The 15,905-nt window shown below is 60.1% G+C and carries 14 protein-coding genes and 1 pseudogene; 10 read left to right on the top strand and 5 right to left on the bottom strand.

The features are described 5' to 3' along the window. Positions 1 to 418 (bottom strand): annotated as a pseudogene (locus Q8X48_RS28865) (hypothetical protein); the annotation flags it as partial. 133 nt (positions 419 to 551) lie between these two features. Here Q8X48_RS28865 and Q8X48_RS28860 point away from each other — a divergent pair. Then, the gene (locus Q8X48_RS28860) at positions 552 to 1,685 is read left to right on the top strand and encodes an alanine--glyoxylate aminotransferase family protein (protein WP_407802052.1); all 1,134 of its coding nucleotides are present in this window, start codon (positions 552 to 554) and stop codon (positions 1,683 to 1,685) included. 89 nt (positions 1,686 to 1,774) lie between these two features. Here Q8X48_RS28860 and Q8X48_RS28855 read toward each other — a convergent pair whose 3' ends face one another. Continuing rightward, positions 1,775 to 2,605 (bottom strand): alpha/beta fold hydrolase, encoded by an 831-nt coding sequence (locus Q8X48_RS28855; RefSeq protein WP_095966903.1) that lies wholly within the window; start codon positions 2,603 to 2,605, stop codon positions 1,775 to 1,777. A gap of 247 nt (positions 2,606 to 2,852) precedes the next feature. Here Q8X48_RS28855 and Q8X48_RS28850 point away from each other — a divergent pair, with 247 nt between their 5' ends. Beyond that, complete coding sequence (locus Q8X48_RS28850) at positions 2,853 to 3,332, top strand: MerR family transcriptional regulator (RefSeq protein WP_407802055.1); 480 nt, start codon at positions 2,853 to 2,855, stop codon at positions 3,330 to 3,332. 15 nt (positions 3,333 to 3,347) lie between these two features. Here the strand turns inward: Q8X48_RS28850 and Q8X48_RS28845 are convergent, their stop codons facing one another. Together Q8X48_RS28845 and Q8X48_RS28840 are read right to left on the bottom strand one after the other, a co-directional pair. Further along, entirely contained in the window at positions 3,348 to 4,352 is a 1,005-nt protein-coding gene (locus Q8X48_RS28845) for an acetoacetate decarboxylase (ADC) (protein WP_407802801.1), read from the bottom strand. Positions 4,353 to 4,389: 37 nt separating this feature from the next. After that, entirely contained in the window at positions 4,390 to 5,193 is an 804-nt protein-coding gene (locus tag Q8X48_RS28840) for a type 1 glutamine amidotransferase domain-containing protein (RefSeq protein WP_407802050.1), read from the bottom strand. 598 nt (positions 5,194 to 5,791) lie between these two features. Here Q8X48_RS28840 and Q8X48_RS28835 point away from each other — a divergent pair. From Q8X48_RS28835 to Q8X48_RS28815, 5 genes are all read left to right on the top strand, one after another. Then, positions 5,792 to 6,643 carry a sugar phosphate isomerase/epimerase family protein gene (locus Q8X48_RS28835; protein WP_407802049.1) on the top strand — a complete coding sequence of 284 codons (852 nt, stop codon included), beginning with the start codon at positions 5,792 to 5,794 and terminating at the stop codon, positions 6,641 to 6,643. Between the two features lie 14 nt (positions 6,644 to 6,657). After that, entirely contained in the window at positions 6,658 to 7,728 is a 1,071-nt protein-coding gene (locus tag Q8X48_RS28830; RefSeq protein WP_407802048.1) for an isopenicillin N synthase family dioxygenase, read from the top strand. Positions 7,729 to 7,773: 45 nt separating this feature from the next. After that, positions 7,774 to 8,568, top strand: coding sequence for an ABC transporter substrate-binding protein (locus Q8X48_RS28825; RefSeq protein ID WP_095966909.1), 795 nt, complete (start codon positions 7,774 to 7,776; stop codon positions 8,566 to 8,568). 64 nt (positions 8,569 to 8,632) lie between these two features. Continuing rightward, positions 8,633 to 10,180 (top strand): amino acid ABC transporter permease/ATP-binding protein, encoded by a 1,548-nt coding sequence (locus Q8X48_RS28820; protein WP_407802047.1) that lies wholly within the window; start codon positions 8,633 to 8,635, stop codon positions 10,178 to 10,180. Beyond that, entirely contained in the window at positions 10,177 to 10,965 is a 789-nt protein-coding gene (locus Q8X48_RS28815) for an SDR family oxidoreductase (protein WP_407802046.1), read from the top strand. The genes Q8X48_RS28820 and Q8X48_RS28815 overlap by 4 nt, the downstream gene beginning before the upstream one ends. Positions 10,966 to 11,115: 150 nt before the next feature. Here Q8X48_RS28815 and Q8X48_RS28810 read toward each other — a convergent pair whose 3' ends face one another. Then, complete coding sequence (locus Q8X48_RS28810) at positions 11,116 to 12,093, bottom strand: LysR family transcriptional regulator (protein WP_015094778.1); 978 nt, start codon at positions 12,091 to 12,093, stop codon at positions 11,116 to 11,118. Between the two features lie 394 nt (positions 12,094 to 12,487). Between Q8X48_RS28810 and Q8X48_RS28805 the strand changes: the two genes are divergently transcribed. The 3 genes from Q8X48_RS28805 (at position 12,488) to Q8X48_RS28795 (ending at position 15,886) form a co-directional block, all read left to right on the top strand. After that, positions 12,488 to 12,817, top strand: coding sequence for a DUF485 domain-containing protein (locus tag Q8X48_RS28805; RefSeq protein ID WP_095966912.1), 330 nt, complete (start codon positions 12,488 to 12,490; stop codon positions 12,815 to 12,817). Then, the gene (locus Q8X48_RS28800; RefSeq protein ID WP_102674287.1) at positions 12,814 to 14,463 is read left to right on the top strand and encodes a cation acetate symporter; all 1,650 of its coding nucleotides are present in this window, start codon (positions 12,814 to 12,816) and stop codon (positions 14,461 to 14,463) included. Before Q8X48_RS28805 ends, Q8X48_RS28800 begins: the two co-directional genes overlap by 4 nt. 172 nt (positions 14,464 to 14,635) lie before the next feature. After that, on the top strand, positions 14,636 to 15,886 hold the full coding sequence (locus Q8X48_RS28795; RefSeq protein ID WP_407802045.1) for an OprD family porin: 1,251 nt from the start codon (positions 14,636 to 14,638) through the stop codon (positions 15,884 to 15,886). Positions 15,887 to 15,905: the final 19 nt, after the last annotated feature.

The raw sequence follows: 15,905 nt of genomic DNA, 5'->3' as shown, positions 1-15,905 counted from the left end.
TCGGCACTACCGAAAGTTTCATCGTGCCGTTATCGATGTCGACGATGCTGACGCCCTCCTGCCGACCGCCGTGCAAGGTGCGCAGGGTAACGCTGAAGGGTTTGTCGGTTTTTATGCCGAGTTGCTGACTGGTGATCTGCCAGTTCCGGGCGGCCTTGTCGGTGTCGAGCAGAACGTAATCCCAGGCCATGGCATGGGAGGCAGCGGACAGTGCGCTGAGGGCAACAAAGAGTTTGAGCGGGGTCATGGCAGCAGCCTTTCTTGGAGTTGTGCCGTTTTTATAGACTTGATGAAACGTTTCAGCAAGCTTAAAAAGCGAAAAAAACGCCGGCAAATGCCAAGACAAATCCGGGAGCAACCGGAAAATCGAGGCGATGCCATCGCGAGCAGGCTCGCTCCCACATTCACCTGCGAGCATTGCTACGTCCATAATCGACATGATGATGCCAACCGCTCGACAGAAGTCGCCATTCAATCCCGGGCAATCTTGTCATTTGCCAAGGCTTGGCGCAGGGTCGATACCACTGAGATCTCTGCCAAAGGAGTCACCTATGTCAAAGCTATATCCCAGTATCGATCCCGAGGGGCTGGTCGAGTACTCAGTGGTCTACACCGACCGCTCGCTCAACCACATGTCGCAGTCATTTCAAGGTGTGATGAAGAACATTTCCAGGACCCTGAAACAGGTCTACAACGCCCAGGCTGTTGCGGTGGTCCCGGGCAGCGGCACATTCGGCATGGAAGCGGTGGCGCGACAGTTCGCCACCGACCAGCAATGCCTGGTGATACGCAACGGCTGGTTCAGTTATCGCTGGAGCCAGATCCTTGAGATGGGCAACATCCCGGCGGCCACCACGGTGCTCAAAGCCCGACCGGTCGACACTGCTCGCCAGGCTGCCTACGCCCCACCCCCTCTGGACGAAGTGCTGGCAGCCATTGCGGCTTCGAGGCCGCAGATTGTCTTCGCCCCCCACGTTGAAACCTCATCAGGGATTATCCTGCCCGACGAGTACCTGCGGGCCGTCGGCGACGCCGTGCATGCGGTGGGTGGCCTGTTCGTGCTGGACTGCATCGCCTCAGGCACGCTTTGGGTTGATATGCACAAATGCGCAGTCGACCTGCTGATCAGCGCACCGCAGAAAGGCTGGAGCGCCTCCCCTTGCTGCGCCCTGGTGATGTTCAGTTCCCTGGCCCTCGAGCGCATCGAACAGACGCAAAGCAGCAGCTTCGCCTGCGACCTGAAAAAGTGGCTTCAGATCATGCAGGCCTACGAACAGGGCGGACATGCCTACCATGCGACCATGCCCAGCGATTCCCTCGCGCGATTTAACGAGGTGATGAAAGAGACGCAAGCCTACGGTTTCGACAAGGTCCGCGACGAACAACAGGCGCTGGGCGATCGGGTGCGCGCAATGTTGACCGGCAAAGGTTTCAAAAGCGTGGCTGCAGCCGGCTTTCAGGCCCCTGGCGTAGTGGTGAGCTACACCGATGATGCCGACATCAAGAGCGGCAAGAAATTTGCCAACCACGGCCTGCAGATCGCCGCCGGAGTGCCGTTGCAATGCGACGAGCCGGCCGACTTCCAGACCTTCCGCATCGGCCTGTTCGGACTCGAAAAGCTGCACAATATCGAGCGCACGGTCAGCACCCTCGAGCAGGCACTGGACGAGGTAATGGTTGACTAAGCCTTCATCTTGCCCGCAGCACATGTCGAACTTGTGAATTGCAGGCCTTGAAGAGGGTAAGGGCGGGATTTTTACCCGCCCTCCATTGTTTAGCTCCGCACGAATGCCAGCAGATCGGCGTTAATCGTATCGGCGTTGGTTGTAGGCATTCCATGCGGGAAGCCCGGGTAAATTTTCAGCGTACTGTTTTGCAGAAGTTTTGCTGACAGAACCCCGGAATTTTCATAAGGCACGATCTGGTCATCATCACCATGCATCACCAGAACGGGGATCTTGATGCTCTTCAAATCTTCGGTGAAGTCGGTCTGAGAAAAAGCCACGATCCCGTCATAGTGTGCCTTTGCACAACCCATCATGCCTTGCCGCCACCAGTTCCAGATGATGCCCTCAGACGATTTTGCACCTGGGCGGTTGTAGCCGTAAAAAGGTCCCGCTGGAACGTCGTGGTAGAACTGTGCACGGCTGGCCTTCAGTTGTGCCTGCAAGTCGTCGAAAACTGACTTGGGCAGGCCGCCAGGATTACTCGGGGTCTGGACCATCAGCGGTGGAACGGCACTGATGATGGCGGCCTTCGACACTCGGTCCTCGCCGTGGCGCGCGATGTAGTGAACGACTTCCCCCCCGCCGGTGGAGTGGCCGACATGGACTGCGCCTTGTACGCCGAGGTGATCAACCACGGCCGCGACGTCGTCAGCATAGTGATCCATGTCGTGTCCGTCCCAGACCTGACTGGAGCGCCCGTGACCACGTCGGTCGTGTGCAACAACCCGGTAGCCGTTGGCCAGGAAAAAGAGCATTTGCGCGTCCCAATCGTCCGCGCTCAGTGGCCATCCATGATGGAAAAAGATGACCTGGGCATCGCGCGGCCCCCAGTCTTTGTAAAAGATCTCGACACCGTCTCGCGTAGTGACATACCCCATGTTCGCATCTCCTGAATGAAGTGAAGGCCTGAACCGAATCCTGTTTCGATCAAGGCCCTGAATGAACAAAGTGCAGCCCATCCAATAGGCGGTTCAGAGGGCGTGTTTCAGGATCGGCTTCCGTTTGCCCCCCCTCCCCCAGAGCTCCATGACGGCTGAGCCACCCATTGCACCCGAGCCGCTTGGCCGCCCGAAGACTTTAGGTTTAAAGTCAACTTTAAGGTCAATGGATTTTTCGAGGTGGAATATGAGAATAGGCGAACTGGCGAAAATCAGCGGGTTGGCGCCTTCACGCATCCGCTTCTACGAAGCGAGCGGCCTGATCAAATCGGTCGAGCGTAAAGCCAATGGTTATCGGGATTATGCGCCTGACACCCAGTGGGTTCTGGAGATCATCACTGGCGCGCAGGCGGCGGGCTTTTCATTGGAAGAAATCCGCCAATTGATGCCGATGAATGCGAGTGGTTGGCAGCACGAAGAGCTGCTCAGTGGACTCAAGCAAAAGGTTCAGGAAATCGAAGTCCTGCAGCAGCGGTTGGCCCAGAACAAGGCGCAACTTCTGCTGGTCATCAAGGGCATCGAGGATAAGCCCGAGGGCATGGCTTGTGCGGACAATGCGCAATTGCTGTTGCATCGTCTGCGCGATGAGGGCGTGACAGCCACTTCAGGCCGCCGTGATGCAGCGTCTTCCAGGAAAAAAACAGCCCGTCAGGCTTCCGAGGCCTGACAGGCGCAGCAGGTTTCAGCGCTCGCCAACCAGGGTGGCAAGTGGTTTTGGCGCATAGAGCGCGCTCTGGAACTCGGGCACATATTCGTACTTCATCATTTTCCCCAGCTTCAGGGAGCGGAGGTAGTTCGACAGACTGCCGTCGCCCAGCGTGAGGGTGGCCGAATCCGTGTCCCGGCTGGAGCTTTGGCTGAGCTGGCGGGAAACAGCGTACCCATAGGCCAGCTGGCCCTGGTGATCGAGATTGGTGAAACTGCTGGTGACGATATCGACATCGCGGGACAGGTCGTCGAGCTTCTTCGCTTTGAAGGACACGTCCGGTTTGCCGGTCTGGCTGTCGGTAATGTCATACACCACCGATTGCGCATCCTCTTTGCGGTCAATGCCGGTCAGCCATTTCGGCAGGTTGTAACCGACGACACCACGCACCCTCGCCAGCTCGGTATTCACCGGCAGCTTGAGCACATAACCCCAGAAATCTCCAGACATCGACTGGCCAATCAGCGTGAACGGCCCCAGATTGGCTTTGCCGGGTTTGTTGGTGATGATCGACACGGCCACCTCGTTGTAGGCATCGTTATCGCAGTGCTCGTAGGTGTACGCGGTGAACGCGATCAAGCCGCGACCTGGCCAGACTTGCAGCGGCTGCACGGTTGCCAGTACTTCGGGCGGCATCAGTGCCCGGAGCCGGTCCAGGTCCGCCGTATAAACAGCCGTGACGCGACTGTTCTGGTAGTAAAAGTTTGGCGAGTACGACTCAAAGCCAATGTCGACCTTATTCTTCTCCAATCCCTTGAACCAGCTCAGATCAACGCCCGGTACTTCTGCTGCAATCACCGACAACGGAGGGTTGGAGCGAAACCGGTCGTACAGGCCGCCCTTGACGACGGGCACCTGGTGGCCTGCGATATCGATTGTGCTTGTGTCGGTCGGGCTGGGCATCTCAGGCGTCCCCGCCAACGCAGCGTTGGCAAAAGTGTTGAACAGTAATGCTGTTAAAACGGCGCTTGCGAGTTTCAATCGGTCTTTCTCCAGGTGATGGGGTGTACTTGGTGGATCAGCGAGCTACGTTGCCGGCGGCGAGCACGGCCATCACGGCTTCAGCCACGGCCTTGGGTGATTGAGGGTTCTGACCGGTCACCAGCCGCCCATCGGTGATGGCAAATGACGTGAACGGCAGCCAGCCCTTGCGGTAACGCGCACCCTGACTAACCAACCGGTCCTCAAGGAAGAAGGGCACCTGACTCTTCATGCCCGACAACAGCTCTTCGCGGTCAGAGAATCCGGTGATGTTTCTGCCCTTGATGATCAACTGGCCTTGTTGATCCTTCAGATCCAGGAGTCCCGCTACACCATGGCAGACGGCCGATACGATGCCGCCCTGGTTGTAGATGGTTTCGGCGACACGCCGCAGGTCGGGGTTATTGGGGAAATCCCACATGACACCGTGGCCTCCCGTGAAGTAGATGACACTGAACCGGGACGGATCGACATCGGCGATCGGTATCGTGTTTCGCAGGCGAGCGCGAAAGGCAGGGGACTGCAAATGCTCACGGGCAGCCTTGTCCATGTAAAGCCAACCGAGGCTACGCTCGTCCAGAGGCACAGCGCCGCCCTTGGGGCTGGCAAAAACCGTCGTGTAGCCGGCCGCTTCCACCACATCGGTGAAATGCGTCAGCTCGGTCAGCCACAAGCCCGTGCTATCGGTTCGTGAGGGATAGCTGGCGTGGTTGGTCATGATCACCAGTATCTGGCGATCTTGCGCAACAACCGTGGAAGGGGCCGGCCCGGCATTTGCAAAAGTCATGAATGCACCGCCTATCAATACCAACGCACAGGAAATAAAGGTTTTCAACATCATCCGGGGTCCGACAGTCATGCAGGTCCGTGCATGCTCACCTTAAACCTCACTTTAAGGTCAACCCCCGCGGCTGCAAAAAATCGCCGCGCCTGTTCGCACACATCACACCACCGGCATTGCCAATATTGAAGTGTTCATATCGGGGGTTCTGCCGGCATGATTCGCGGTGCCAGAGTTGCCAATCTGATTCGTCCGCTGCCGGGTTTGTCGTTCGTCATAAACCTTTCAAGTTCAAATCGCCTCGCGGCCCGATGTCGCTTGGTAGTCTTCAAAATGATGTCGTAGTAAAGGCACCCCTCGCCAACACCCAGCGTAGACACGCATTCCCCCACAAAACCCCTTCTGACAAGCGTGATAATTAGCCAGCTATTGGTTAATGAAAGTCTGAAGTATTCATTTGAACTTTCAGATTCTTCCGCTGCGCAGCCTGTGCCTAACATCAGCTCCACAGCGAACCAGCCTCGGCATCGCTCAGTGGCATCAGGTTACGCAGGGACCCGGATTCGAGGTCCTCTGCCGCCACCGACCATTGATCGCTTGGCCGCCTGGTGCCGTCGAAGTGCTTTGCAGTAGGCCCTGGGATTTTTGAGGATCACCGATGAAGCTGGAAATTTTCCGTACGCTGTGGGGTTACACCGCCAGCAAGGCTCAGGCGCTCGAGGAGTTGCTGCAAGCGGGCTTTGATGGCATGGAAGCGCGCCTGCCCCTGGACGCCCGCGAACGGGCTGAGTTTGGCGCCTTTCTCCGGGCCAACCGCCTGGGCTATATCAGCACCGTCTTCAGCGCCTACGACGTGCTGCCGGATCAGTCGGCAACGCCTGCCGTCCACCTCAATGACCTCGACCAGAAGCTCGCCTGGGCCGCTGAACTCTCCCCGCGCTTCGTCAACGTGCTGGCGGGCAACGACCGCTGGTCCCTGGCGCAACAGGTGGAGTTTTTTGGCCAGGCGCTGGAGCTGGCGCGCAAGCACGGTCAGGTCTGCAGTTTCGAAACCCATCGCTCGCGTTCGCTGTTCAACCCCTGGGTGACTCTGGAGTTGATCCGGCAACTGCCCGATCTGCTGTTCACCAGTGACATCAGCCATTGGGTCGTGACCTGCGAGCGGCTGTTGAATGATCCGGCCGACGACCTGAGCGCGTTCATCGAGCGCGTTCACCATATCCAGGCCCGGGTCGGATATGACCAGGGGCCGCAGGTTCCGCACCCGGCGGCGCCCGAATATGCAAAAGAACTGGCTTTCCATCAGCAGCACTGGGAAAGCATCTGGCGCTCGCAGCAGGCCCGCGGTTACCAGGTCAGCACCCTGACCCCGGAATTCGGTGCCGACGGCTACCTGCATCACCTGCCCTTCACCAATGTCCCGGTCGCCGACCTGTGGTCGTTGAACGTGTGGATGGGCCAGACCGAGCGCAAACACTTCGAGCGTTTCCACCACTCAAGCCATCCTTAGGGAGCCGATGCGTCATGCCTGACAATAAAAACAACAGCGCCAGCACTGACACACTCAAAGCCAACTTCAACAGCATCCCGGTGATCAACATCGCCGGTCTGTTCAGCTTTGAACTGGAACACCGCCTGGCCGTGGCCGAACAATTGGGGCGCGCCGCCAGCGAAGTCGGGTTTCTCTATATCACCCATCACGGTATCGACCCGCAACTGATCGCCAACCTGCGCAAGGCGGCCAAGGACTTTTTCGACCAGCCCCTCGACACCAAGATGCGCCACTACATCGGCACCTCGCAGACCCACAAGGGTTTTGTGCCCGAAGGCGAAGAGGTTTATTCCAAGGGCAAGCCGGACCACAAGGAAGCCTTCGACGTCGGCTTCGAAGTCCCGGCCGATGATCCGCTGGTACTGGCCAATACCCCCTTGCTGGGGCCCAACGACTGGCCGCAGCTGGCAGGCTTCAAGGCCTCGGTGCAGGCCTACTATGAAGCGATCTTCGCCCTGGGTCGGCGCCTGTTCGGCGGCTTCGCCCTGACCCTGGGCCTGGAAGAAAACTATTTCGACAGCCTGGTCACCCGTCCGCCGTCCAAGCTGCGCCTGATCCACTACCCGTTCGACGGTGCCGCCCATGACGCTCCGGGTCTTGGCGCCCATACTGATTACGAGTGCTTCACCATCCTCCTGGCCGATAAACCAGGCCTTGAGGTGATGAACAGTCTTGGCCAATGGATCGACGCACCACCGATTGCCGATGCCTTCGTGGTCAACATCGGCGACATGCTGGAGGTGATGACGGCAGGCGCATTCGTTGCCACTGCGCACCGGGTACGCAGCGTGAAGGAGGAGCGTTATTCCTTCCCGCTGTTTTATGCCTGTGACTACCACACCCAGATCAAACCGCTGCCCGGGTTCGCCCAGGCCGGCAATGACTATGAAGAGATCACGATCGGCGAACACATGTATGGCCAGGCGCTGCAGACCTATCAGTATCTGCGCCAGAGGGTGGCCAACGGGGAAGTTCAACTGCCAGGCAAGGCACGCAAGCCCGCCAGTTTCGGACATTTGAAAAATCAGGCGCAACCGTCCTGATTGAAGTTTTCAGCTAACCCCTACCTACGCCGGAGTCAGTAAATAATGAAAAACAATAAAATGAACCTCTTGAGCCTGGCTGTATTGGCAGCCGGCATGTTCGCAGCCACGGCGAGCATGGCCGCGGCAGAATCGTTCAAGGTCGGCATGGAGATCACCTACCCTCCTTTCGAATCCTATGACAAGGACAAGAATGTGGTGGGTTCGGACCCCGAACTGGCAACGGCACTGGCCAAGCACATGAACGCCAAGGTCGAGTTCGTCGACACCAAGTTCCCGAGCCTGATCCTGGGCCTGAACTCCGGCAAGTACGACGCGATCATTTCCGGCATGTACATCACGCCGGAGCGCCAGACCCAGGCCCAGACCATTGCGTATGCCAACACCGGTGCCGCGGTCATGGTGCCCCAGGGCAGCGAGATCAATGCGAAAAAACCTGAAGACCTGTGCGGCCTGAAACTGGGCCTGGAACAGGGCACGACCTGGGTCAAGGAATTCAGGAAGCTGTCCGACGAATACTGCGTGCCGAACAACAAAGGCGCCATCACCGTCAGCGAGTACCCTTCGGCACCCGAAGTGACCCAGGCCCTGCTGTCCAGGAACATCCAGGCCCAGGTTGAAATCGCCGGTGCCGCCAAGATGATCGCGGAAAAGACCAATGGCCGGGTCGTGATCACCACCGAGCATCCGATCTATCAGCAAACCCTGGGCATCTTCGTCAAGAAAGGTAACGACGAAACCTACCAGGCCGTGCAGAAGGCGTTCGAGGAGACGAAAAAGAGCGGAGAATACGCAGCAATCCTCAAGAAGTATGGCCTGGAAGAACCGACCGCCAACTAAGAACCTGCCCTTGTAGTCTGGTTATCTGCCGTCCCTGCGCGGGGGCGGCAGATCGAGGTGTCCCATGCAATTCGATTGGTCGTATTTCTTCTCCCTGTTCTCCCTGCCGGACTTCTGGAATGCCTGCGTCACGGTCATCCAGCTCAGTGCCCTGGCCTGGTTCATCGGCATGCTGCTGGGCTTTGTCCTGGCCACCGCCAAGCTATCCCAATCGCCCTTGCTGCGCATTCCCGCAGCGGTCTACATCTGGTTTTTCCGCAGCATCCCGTTGCTGGTGCTGGTGGTGTTCGTCTACAACCTGCCGCAGTTGTTTCCCGGTAGCGGACCGATTCTGTCCAACCCCTTCTACTCCGGCCTGCTGGCCCTGGTGGTCACTGAAGCGGCGTACATGGCGGAGATCCATCGTGGCGGCCTGATTTCCGTGGCCAAGGGCCAGAAGGAAGCCGGGCGCGCACTGGGTGTCGGCGTGCTCGGCATGCAACGGCTGATCGTGATCCCCCAGGCGTTCCGTATTTCGCTGCCCACCCTGATCAATGAATACATCACCGTGGTCAAGCTGACTTCGCTGGTCTCGGTGATCTCTCTGACCGAAATCCTCACGGTCGGCCAACGCCTCTACGCCACCAACTTCCTGGTCATGGAAACCCTGGCGGCGGTGGGCGTCTACTACGTGTTGATCGTCACCGTATTCGGCTTTTTCCTGCAGCGCCTGGAGCGTTACCTGGACCTGAACTTCCGCAAGCCGCACACACTCGACGCGGCCACCATCGCCAGGTTCAAGGCCAGCGCCGAAGCCTTGCCCGACATTGCGCGCAAAGCCGCAGGCAACAACACAACGCCGATCCTGCAACTGAACAACATCCAGAAGAGCTATGGCACCCACAAGGTGCTGCTGGGTATCGACCTGAGTGTCGATTACGGCCAGGTGGTCTCGATCATCGGGCCATCGGGCTCCGGCAAGACGTCGCTGATCCGCACGGTCAACGGCCTGGAAAGCATCGATACCGGCGACATCAAGTTGTTCGGCGAAACCTTCATCGAAGCCTCGGACAAACCCAACAGCTCGCGCCTGCGCAAAGGCGTGCGGCACATCGGCATGGTGTTCCAGAACTTCAACCTGTTCCCGCACCGCACCATTCTCGACAACATCACCCTGGCACCGCGGTACCACGGCCAGCCGGGCGAATTGAGCGAGCATCGTGCCTATGCGCTGCTGGACAAGGTCGGCCTGCTGGCCCATGCCCACAAGTACCCGCACCAGCTCTCCGGCGGCCAGCAACAGCGCGTGGCGATCGCCCGGGCCCTGGCCATGGAGCCGCAGATCATGCTGTTCGACGAGCCGACCTCGGCCCTCGATCCGGAGCTGGTCAACGACGTGCTCAACGTGATCCGCGACCTGGCCAGGGAAGGCATGACCATGCTGATCGTGACCCACGAAATGGACTTTGCCATGTCGATTTCCGATCGGGTGATTTTCATGGAGAACGGCAATGTTCAACTCGATGCCGCACCTGAGACCATTCGCTGCGAAGCTGAAGGTGAGAGGGTACGGCGCTTCATGGGCATCGGTGCCCGATCGGCAAACCTCTCTGCAGCGGTGGATCACGCATGAATCTTGGAATTGCAGGACGTTGGGCGCTGGTCTGCGCCGCCAGCAAAGGCTTGGGTAAAGCCTGCGCACAGGCACTCGTCACCGAAGGCGTGAACCTGGTGATCACCGCACGGGGCCAGGACACACTGAATGAAACAGCCCGTCAGCTCAGGGCGATAAATCCTGAAGTGACGGTCATCGCCGTGGCCGGAGACATTTCCACCCCCGAGGGTCGGGCGGCAGCGCTCAAGGCCCATGAGCATTTCGATATCCTGATCAACAACGCCGGCGGCCCTCCTCCCGGGGATTTCCGCGAATGGAATCGCGACGCCTGGCTCAAGGCACTGGATGCCAACATGCTGACCCCTATCGAGCTGATCAAGGCCACCGTGGACGGCATGGCGGCACGCGGATTTGGCCGGATCATCAACATCACCTCGAGCGCCGTGAAGTCCCCGATCGAAAGCCTGGGCCTGTCCAACGGCGCGCGCAGTGGCCTGACGGGGTTCATTGCGGGGCTGGCCCGGCAAGAAAACATTGCCAGCCGCAATGTGACGATCAACAACCTGCAACCGGGCTCGTTCGACACCGATCGACTGCGCAACAACCTGGTCGCCGCTGCCCACGAAATGGGGCAAGACAGTGAGGCATTCCTTGACGAATGCCGTCGCGAAATTCCTGCCAGACGCTTCGGCTCACCCGAGGAGTTCGGTGCGCTTTGTGCCTTCGTCTGCAGCAGCCATGCGGGCTACCTGACCGGACAGAACCTGTTGATTGACGGAGGGGCCATTCGCTCCAGCCAGTGATGACGGCAGGCACCCCCATGCCATTGGTCAGCGCCATTCTCCTGCAGGAGCTGTCGAGTGCAACGAGGCTGCGATCTTTTGATTGTTTAAAAGCAAGATCAGAAGATCGCAGCCTGCGGCAGCTCCTGCAAGGCTACACCTCCCATTCCCTCAGGGCGACGGCAAGTAGAGCATCGTATGGGACTCCCCCATCAACAACGGACGATTCAGCTGCGCACAAGCGCGCAGATAGTCGGCTACCAGGGTGACCCGCTTGAGCTTGCGCAAGTCCTCGCTGTAATACATCCAGAACTGTCGCGTGACTTCCACTTCCCCCGGCAGCACTTCGCACAGGCGGGGATCGGGGCCGGCGAGGAAGCAAGGCAAGATGGCCAGCGCCCGCCCTTCCAGGGCTGCATGGTAATGGGCCACCACGCTGGTGCTGCGCAGACGGCAGTTGGCGCCAGGCATCAGGTCGTTCAGGTAGAGCAGCTTGAAGCTGAAGGCCAGGTCTTCGACGTAGGTCACGAACGGATGGCCGGACAGGTCTTCACGACAGCCGATCAACGGATGATTGGCCAGGTACTCCGGCGTCGCATACAGGCGCAGGCGGTAGTCGCACAGTCGCGAGCACACGTATGGACCGCGTTCGGGCCGCTCCAGGGTGATGGCGATATCCGCCTCGCGCCGTGACAGGTTGATGAAGTGCGGGACCGGCAAAATGTCCGCCGAGATATTCGGGTAGTGCTCGAGGAAATGGCTCATCTGCGCCGTGATGAAACAGGTTCCGAAGGCTTCCGTGCAACCAATGCGCAGATGCCCGGAGAGCCCCCCTGTGGTGCCGAAAACCTGTTCGCAAGCCACCAGTAGCGTACTTTCCAGGCTTTCGGCGTGGCTGACCAGACGCTGCCCTTCCACGGTCAGGACGAAACCTGAGGTTCGCGATTTCTCGAACAGCAGGGCGCCCAGGCACTGCTCCAGGGCACGGATGCGCCGCGACACGGTGGTGTAGTCCACTCCCAGGCGTCGAGCCGCACCGCTGGCGGTGCGAGCACGGGCAACTTCGAGGAAGAAACGCAAGTCGTCCCAGTTCAGCGGCGGCTGCGTTGTGCGTTTTTGCATATCCATCGAGCTTTTCTGCCAATACATATGGGAAATATGCCCTTATATACTCGCATCTCACCCAACTTGGCCAGCGTCGTTTTCCGGCCAGGAAAGTCCCCTCCCCAATAATAAATAACGAGGGCTGACAGCATGAGCGCATGGATAAACGCCGGCCTGCACGCCGGACACAAACAGCTGCGCAACAGCGCAATCGCGACCACGGTTCTCGCCTGCCATTGGCCCGATCCTCTGCTCGCCTCGCAGCCGATCAGGCCCGCCCTCCTGCACCGCCCACTCTCCTTCGCAAGATCGTCCAGGCGGCAATAACTCCAGCACATCAGCATTCAGGTGGCGTCCCGCATCGGGTCGCTGCCCGGGTACCCGTACGCCCCTCAAAAGGCCGAACAACAAAAACAACTAGAAAAAGCGGAGCCTCACCATGACGACTGACCATCCGAACCACACCCAGACCTGTGCACGGGTCAGGGCCAACCCCAAGTTCCAGCGCCTCGCGCGCCAGCGTGCGCTGCTGGCCTGGACACTGAGCGGCGCGGTCCTGGCGATCTATTACAGCTTCATCATGGTGGTGGCTTTCGCTCCCGCCTGGCTGCACCTGCCGCTGTATGACGGCAGTCACCTCAGCCTCGGCATGCCAATCGGCGTGACGATCATCCTCTTGTCCTGGCTACTCACCGCCTGGTACGTGCACAGCGCCAACACCCGCTTCGACGTGCTCAGCTCGCAGATCCTCCAGGAGTCCCGCGCATGAAACGCCTTTCCGCCCTTCTCGCCCTCAGCCCTGTGCTGGCTCATGCCGACCCCATCATTGCGCAGAAGCAACCGCTCAACCTGCACGCCATCGGCATGTTTTTCGTCTTCGTCCTCGCCACCCTGCTGATCACCTGGTGGGCGGCACGGCGCACCCGCTCCGCCGCCGATTTCTACAGCGCAGGCGGCGGTATCACCGGCTTCCAGAATGGCCTGGCAATCGCCGGTGACTACATGTCGGCCGCCACTCTGCTGGGCCTGTCGAGCCTGGTCTTCGCCAAGGGTTACGACGGCTTCGTCTACATCATCGGCTTCTTTGTCGGCTGGCCGATCGTCACCTTCCTGATGGCCGAGCGCTTGCGCAATCTGGGCCGCTACACCTTCGCCGACATCGTCTCCTACCGACTCGATCAAACCCGCGTGCGCAGTTTCGCCGCCCTCGGATCGCTGACCGTGGTGTGCTGCTATCTGGTGGTACAGATGGTCGGTGCCGGCCAATTGATCAAGCTGCTGTTCGGTCTCGACTACCGCACGGCGGTGGTGGTGGTCGGACTGTTGATGCTGGTCTACGTGATCTTCGGCGGCATGCTCGCCACCACATGGGTACAGATCACCAAGGCAGTCCTGCTGCTGGCGGGCGGCACCACCCTGGTGCTGATGGCCCTGAGTCGCTTCGACTTCAGCTTCGAAACGCTGGCGGCCCAGGCGGTGGCGGTGCATGCCAGCGGTGTGCAGATCATGGGCCCTGGCACCTTGCTGGCCGACCCGATCAACGCTGTGTCCCTATCCCTCGGCCTGGTCTTCGGCATTGCCGGCCTGCCGCACATCCTGATGCGCTTCTTCACGGTGCCCAATGCCAAGGAGGCACGTAAATCGGTGTTGTTCGCCACGGTGTTCATCGGTTTCTTCTTCCTGGTGGTCTGCGTCCTGGGCTATACCGCCATCGTCATCGTCGGCACGGATCCGCAGTACTACGTCGATGGCAAGCTCGGCGGGGCCATGATCGGCGGCGGCAACATGGTAGCCATGCACCTGGCGAAGGCGGTGGGTGGCAACCTGTTTCTCGGCTTCCTCTCTGCCGTGGCGTTCGCCACCATTCTCGCGGTGGTGGCCGGCCTGGCCCTGGCCGGTGCCTCGGCCATCTCCCATGACCTTTACGCCTCGGTGTTGAAGAAGGGCTGCGCCGACGAGAAACAGGAAATGCGCGTGTCACGCATCGCCACCGTTTGCCTGGGCATCGTGGCGATTTCCCTCGGCATTCTGTTCGAAGGCCAGAACATCGCCTTCCTGGTCGGCCTGACGTTCGGTATCGCCGCCTCGGCGAATTTCCCGGTACTGATCATGGCCATGTACTGGGGCGGCCTGACCACCCGCGGCGCCCTCTACGGCGGACTGACCGGCCTGGTCAGCGCCCTGGCCCTGGTGATCGGCTCGCCGTCGGTGTGGGTCGGCGTACTGGGGCATGCCCAGGCGCTCTTCCCTTACGACCAGCCAGCGCTGTTCTCCATGCCACTGGCCTTCCTCGTCATAGTGGTCGCCTCCAGGCTTGACCGCAGCGAACGCGCCGACCGCGAACGCGCTGCCTATGCCGACCAGTTCGTCCGTGCCCAGACCGGCCTTGGAGCGGCCATGGCCAGCAGTCACTGACGCTGATTTTCCGGGGCTTTCGCCCCGAGCGCGAGTCCGCTCCTTTGCTTCGCGCTTTTTTACACCCGCCCTGCGCCGCTCGGCGCAGGACACCCCCAATAGCGCCCTTCCCTCGCCACTCCAAGTGGCGCGGGAGCGGCTCGTCGACAACAAAAACAACAAAAGGCATCCAATGAAACCCACCACCCTCACCCTGTTCCTGGCCGGCAGCGGCCTCGCTGCACAGGCTCACGCCGACTTCCTGGCAGACAGCACGGCCAGGCTGGAGATGCGCAACTTCTACTTCAACCGCGACTTCCGCCAGGCTAATGCCACCCAGTCCAAGCAAGAAGAATGGGCCCAGGGATTCCTGTTGCGCTACGAATCCGGTTATACCGATGGCACGGTCGGTTTCGGTATCGATGCCCTTGGCCAGCTCGGCGTCAAGCTCGACTCCAGTCCTGATCGCGCCGGCACCGGCCTGCTCAAGCGCGACAGCCAGCCGCCCAGGCGCGCCAAGGACGAGTATGGCGAACTGGGCCTGACGGCCAAGTTCAAAGCGTCCAACAGCGTGCTCAAGCTCGGCACCCTGGCCCCGAAGCTGCCGGTGCTGCTGGCCAATGACTCGCGCCTGTTGCCGCAAACATTCCGCGGTGGCCAGTTGAATGTTCAGGAGATCAAAGGCCTGAGCGTCGACGCGGGGCGCGTGGATCGGGTCAACCAGCGCGACTCCTCGGACTACGAGAAAATGACCATCACCACCACCGGCGCCAAGGGCATTGTCGGTGGCCAGGCCCGCAGCGACGCCTTCAATTTCGCCGGCCTGGCCTACCAGTGGAACGAGCGGCTGAACACGGGCTACAACTACGGCGGCCTGGACGACTTCTATCACCAGCACCAGTTCAGTCTGGTCCACGTCCTGCCGCTGGGCCCAGGCCAGACGCTCAAGAGCGACCTGCGCTACGCCCGCTCCACCGACGATGGCCACAGCAACATCGACAACAATGCCTTCGGCGCCATGTTCACCTATGCCCTCGGCGGCCATGCCTTCGGTCTCGGTTACCAACGCATGAGCGGCGACACCGGCTTTGCCTACGTCAATGGCACCGACGCCTACCTGGTCAACTTCGTGCAGATCAACGATTTCGCCAACAAGGACGAACGCTCCTGGCAGGCGCGCTACGACTACAACTTCGCGGCCCTCGGCGTTCCCGGCCTGACCTTCATGACCCGCTACTTATCCGGCGACAGCATCGACCTGGGCGTCGGCAAACCCGACGGCCACGAATGGGAGCGCGACACCGACATCGGCTACGTCCTCCAGAGCGGCCCGCTGAAAAACCTCGGTCTCAAGTGGCGCAACGCTACGGTGCGCACCGCCCACTTCGGTAACGACCTCAACGAAAACCGCCTGATCCTCAGCTATACCCTGGCGCTCTGGTAAATCCCCGCACAAGGCGGGC

It is taken from the genome of Pseudomonas sp. QLc11A (genome assembly GCF_052112305.1).
Classification (GTDB): Bacteria; Pseudomonadota; Gammaproteobacteria; order Pseudomonadales; family Pseudomonadaceae; genus Aquipseudomonas; species Aquipseudomonas laurylsulfatiphila.
This window is presented reverse-complemented; position numbering and strand designations above follow the sequence as displayed.

Excerpts from the sequence above, each read along its gene's own strand:
- Q8X48_RS28840 (WP_407802050.1), bottom strand. The coding sequence starts at position 5,193 with ATGATGTTGAAAACCTTTATTTCCTGTGCGTTGGTATTGATAGGCGGT.
- Q8X48_RS28795 (WP_407802045.1), top strand. The coding sequence starts at position 14,636 with ATGAAACCCACCACCCTCACCCTGTTCCTGGCCGGCAGCGGCCTCGCT.
- Q8X48_RS28810 (WP_015094778.1), bottom strand. The coding sequence starts at position 12,093 with ATGTATTGGCAGAAAAGCTCGATGGATATGCAAAAACGCACAACGCAG.
- Q8X48_RS28820 (WP_407802047.1), top strand. The coding sequence starts at position 8,633 with ATGCAATTCGATTGGTCGTATTTCTTCTCCCTGTTCTCCCTGCCGGAC.
- Q8X48_RS28835 (WP_407802049.1), top strand. The coding sequence starts at position 5,792 with ATGAAGCTGGAAATTTTCCGTACGCTGTGGGGTTACACCGCCAGCAAG.
- Q8X48_RS28860 (WP_407802052.1), top strand. The coding sequence starts at position 552 with ATGTCAAAGCTATATCCCAGTATCGATCCCGAGGGGCTGGTCGAGTAC.
- Q8X48_RS28850 (WP_407802055.1), top strand. The coding sequence starts at position 2,853 with ATGAGAATAGGCGAACTGGCGAAAATCAGCGGGTTGGCGCCTTCACGC.
- Q8X48_RS28815 (WP_407802046.1), top strand. The coding sequence starts at position 10,177 with ATGAATCTTGGAATTGCAGGACGTTGGGCGCTGGTCTGCGCCGCCAGC.
- Q8X48_RS28805 (WP_095966912.1), top strand. The coding sequence starts at position 12,488 with ATGACGACTGACCATCCGAACCACACCCAGACCTGTGCACGGGTCAGG.
- Q8X48_RS28855 (WP_095966903.1), bottom strand. The coding sequence starts at position 2,605 with ATGGGGTATGTCACTACGCGAGACGGTGTCGAGATCTTTTACAAAGAC.
- Q8X48_RS28800 (WP_102674287.1), top strand. The coding sequence starts at position 12,814 with ATGAAACGCCTTTCCGCCCTTCTCGCCCTCAGCCCTGTGCTGGCTCAT.
- Q8X48_RS28825 (WP_095966909.1), top strand. The coding sequence starts at position 7,774 with ATGAAAAACAATAAAATGAACCTCTTGAGCCTGGCTGTATTGGCAGCC.
- Q8X48_RS28830 (WP_407802048.1), top strand. The coding sequence starts at position 6,658 with ATGCCTGACAATAAAAACAACAGCGCCAGCACTGACACACTCAAAGCC.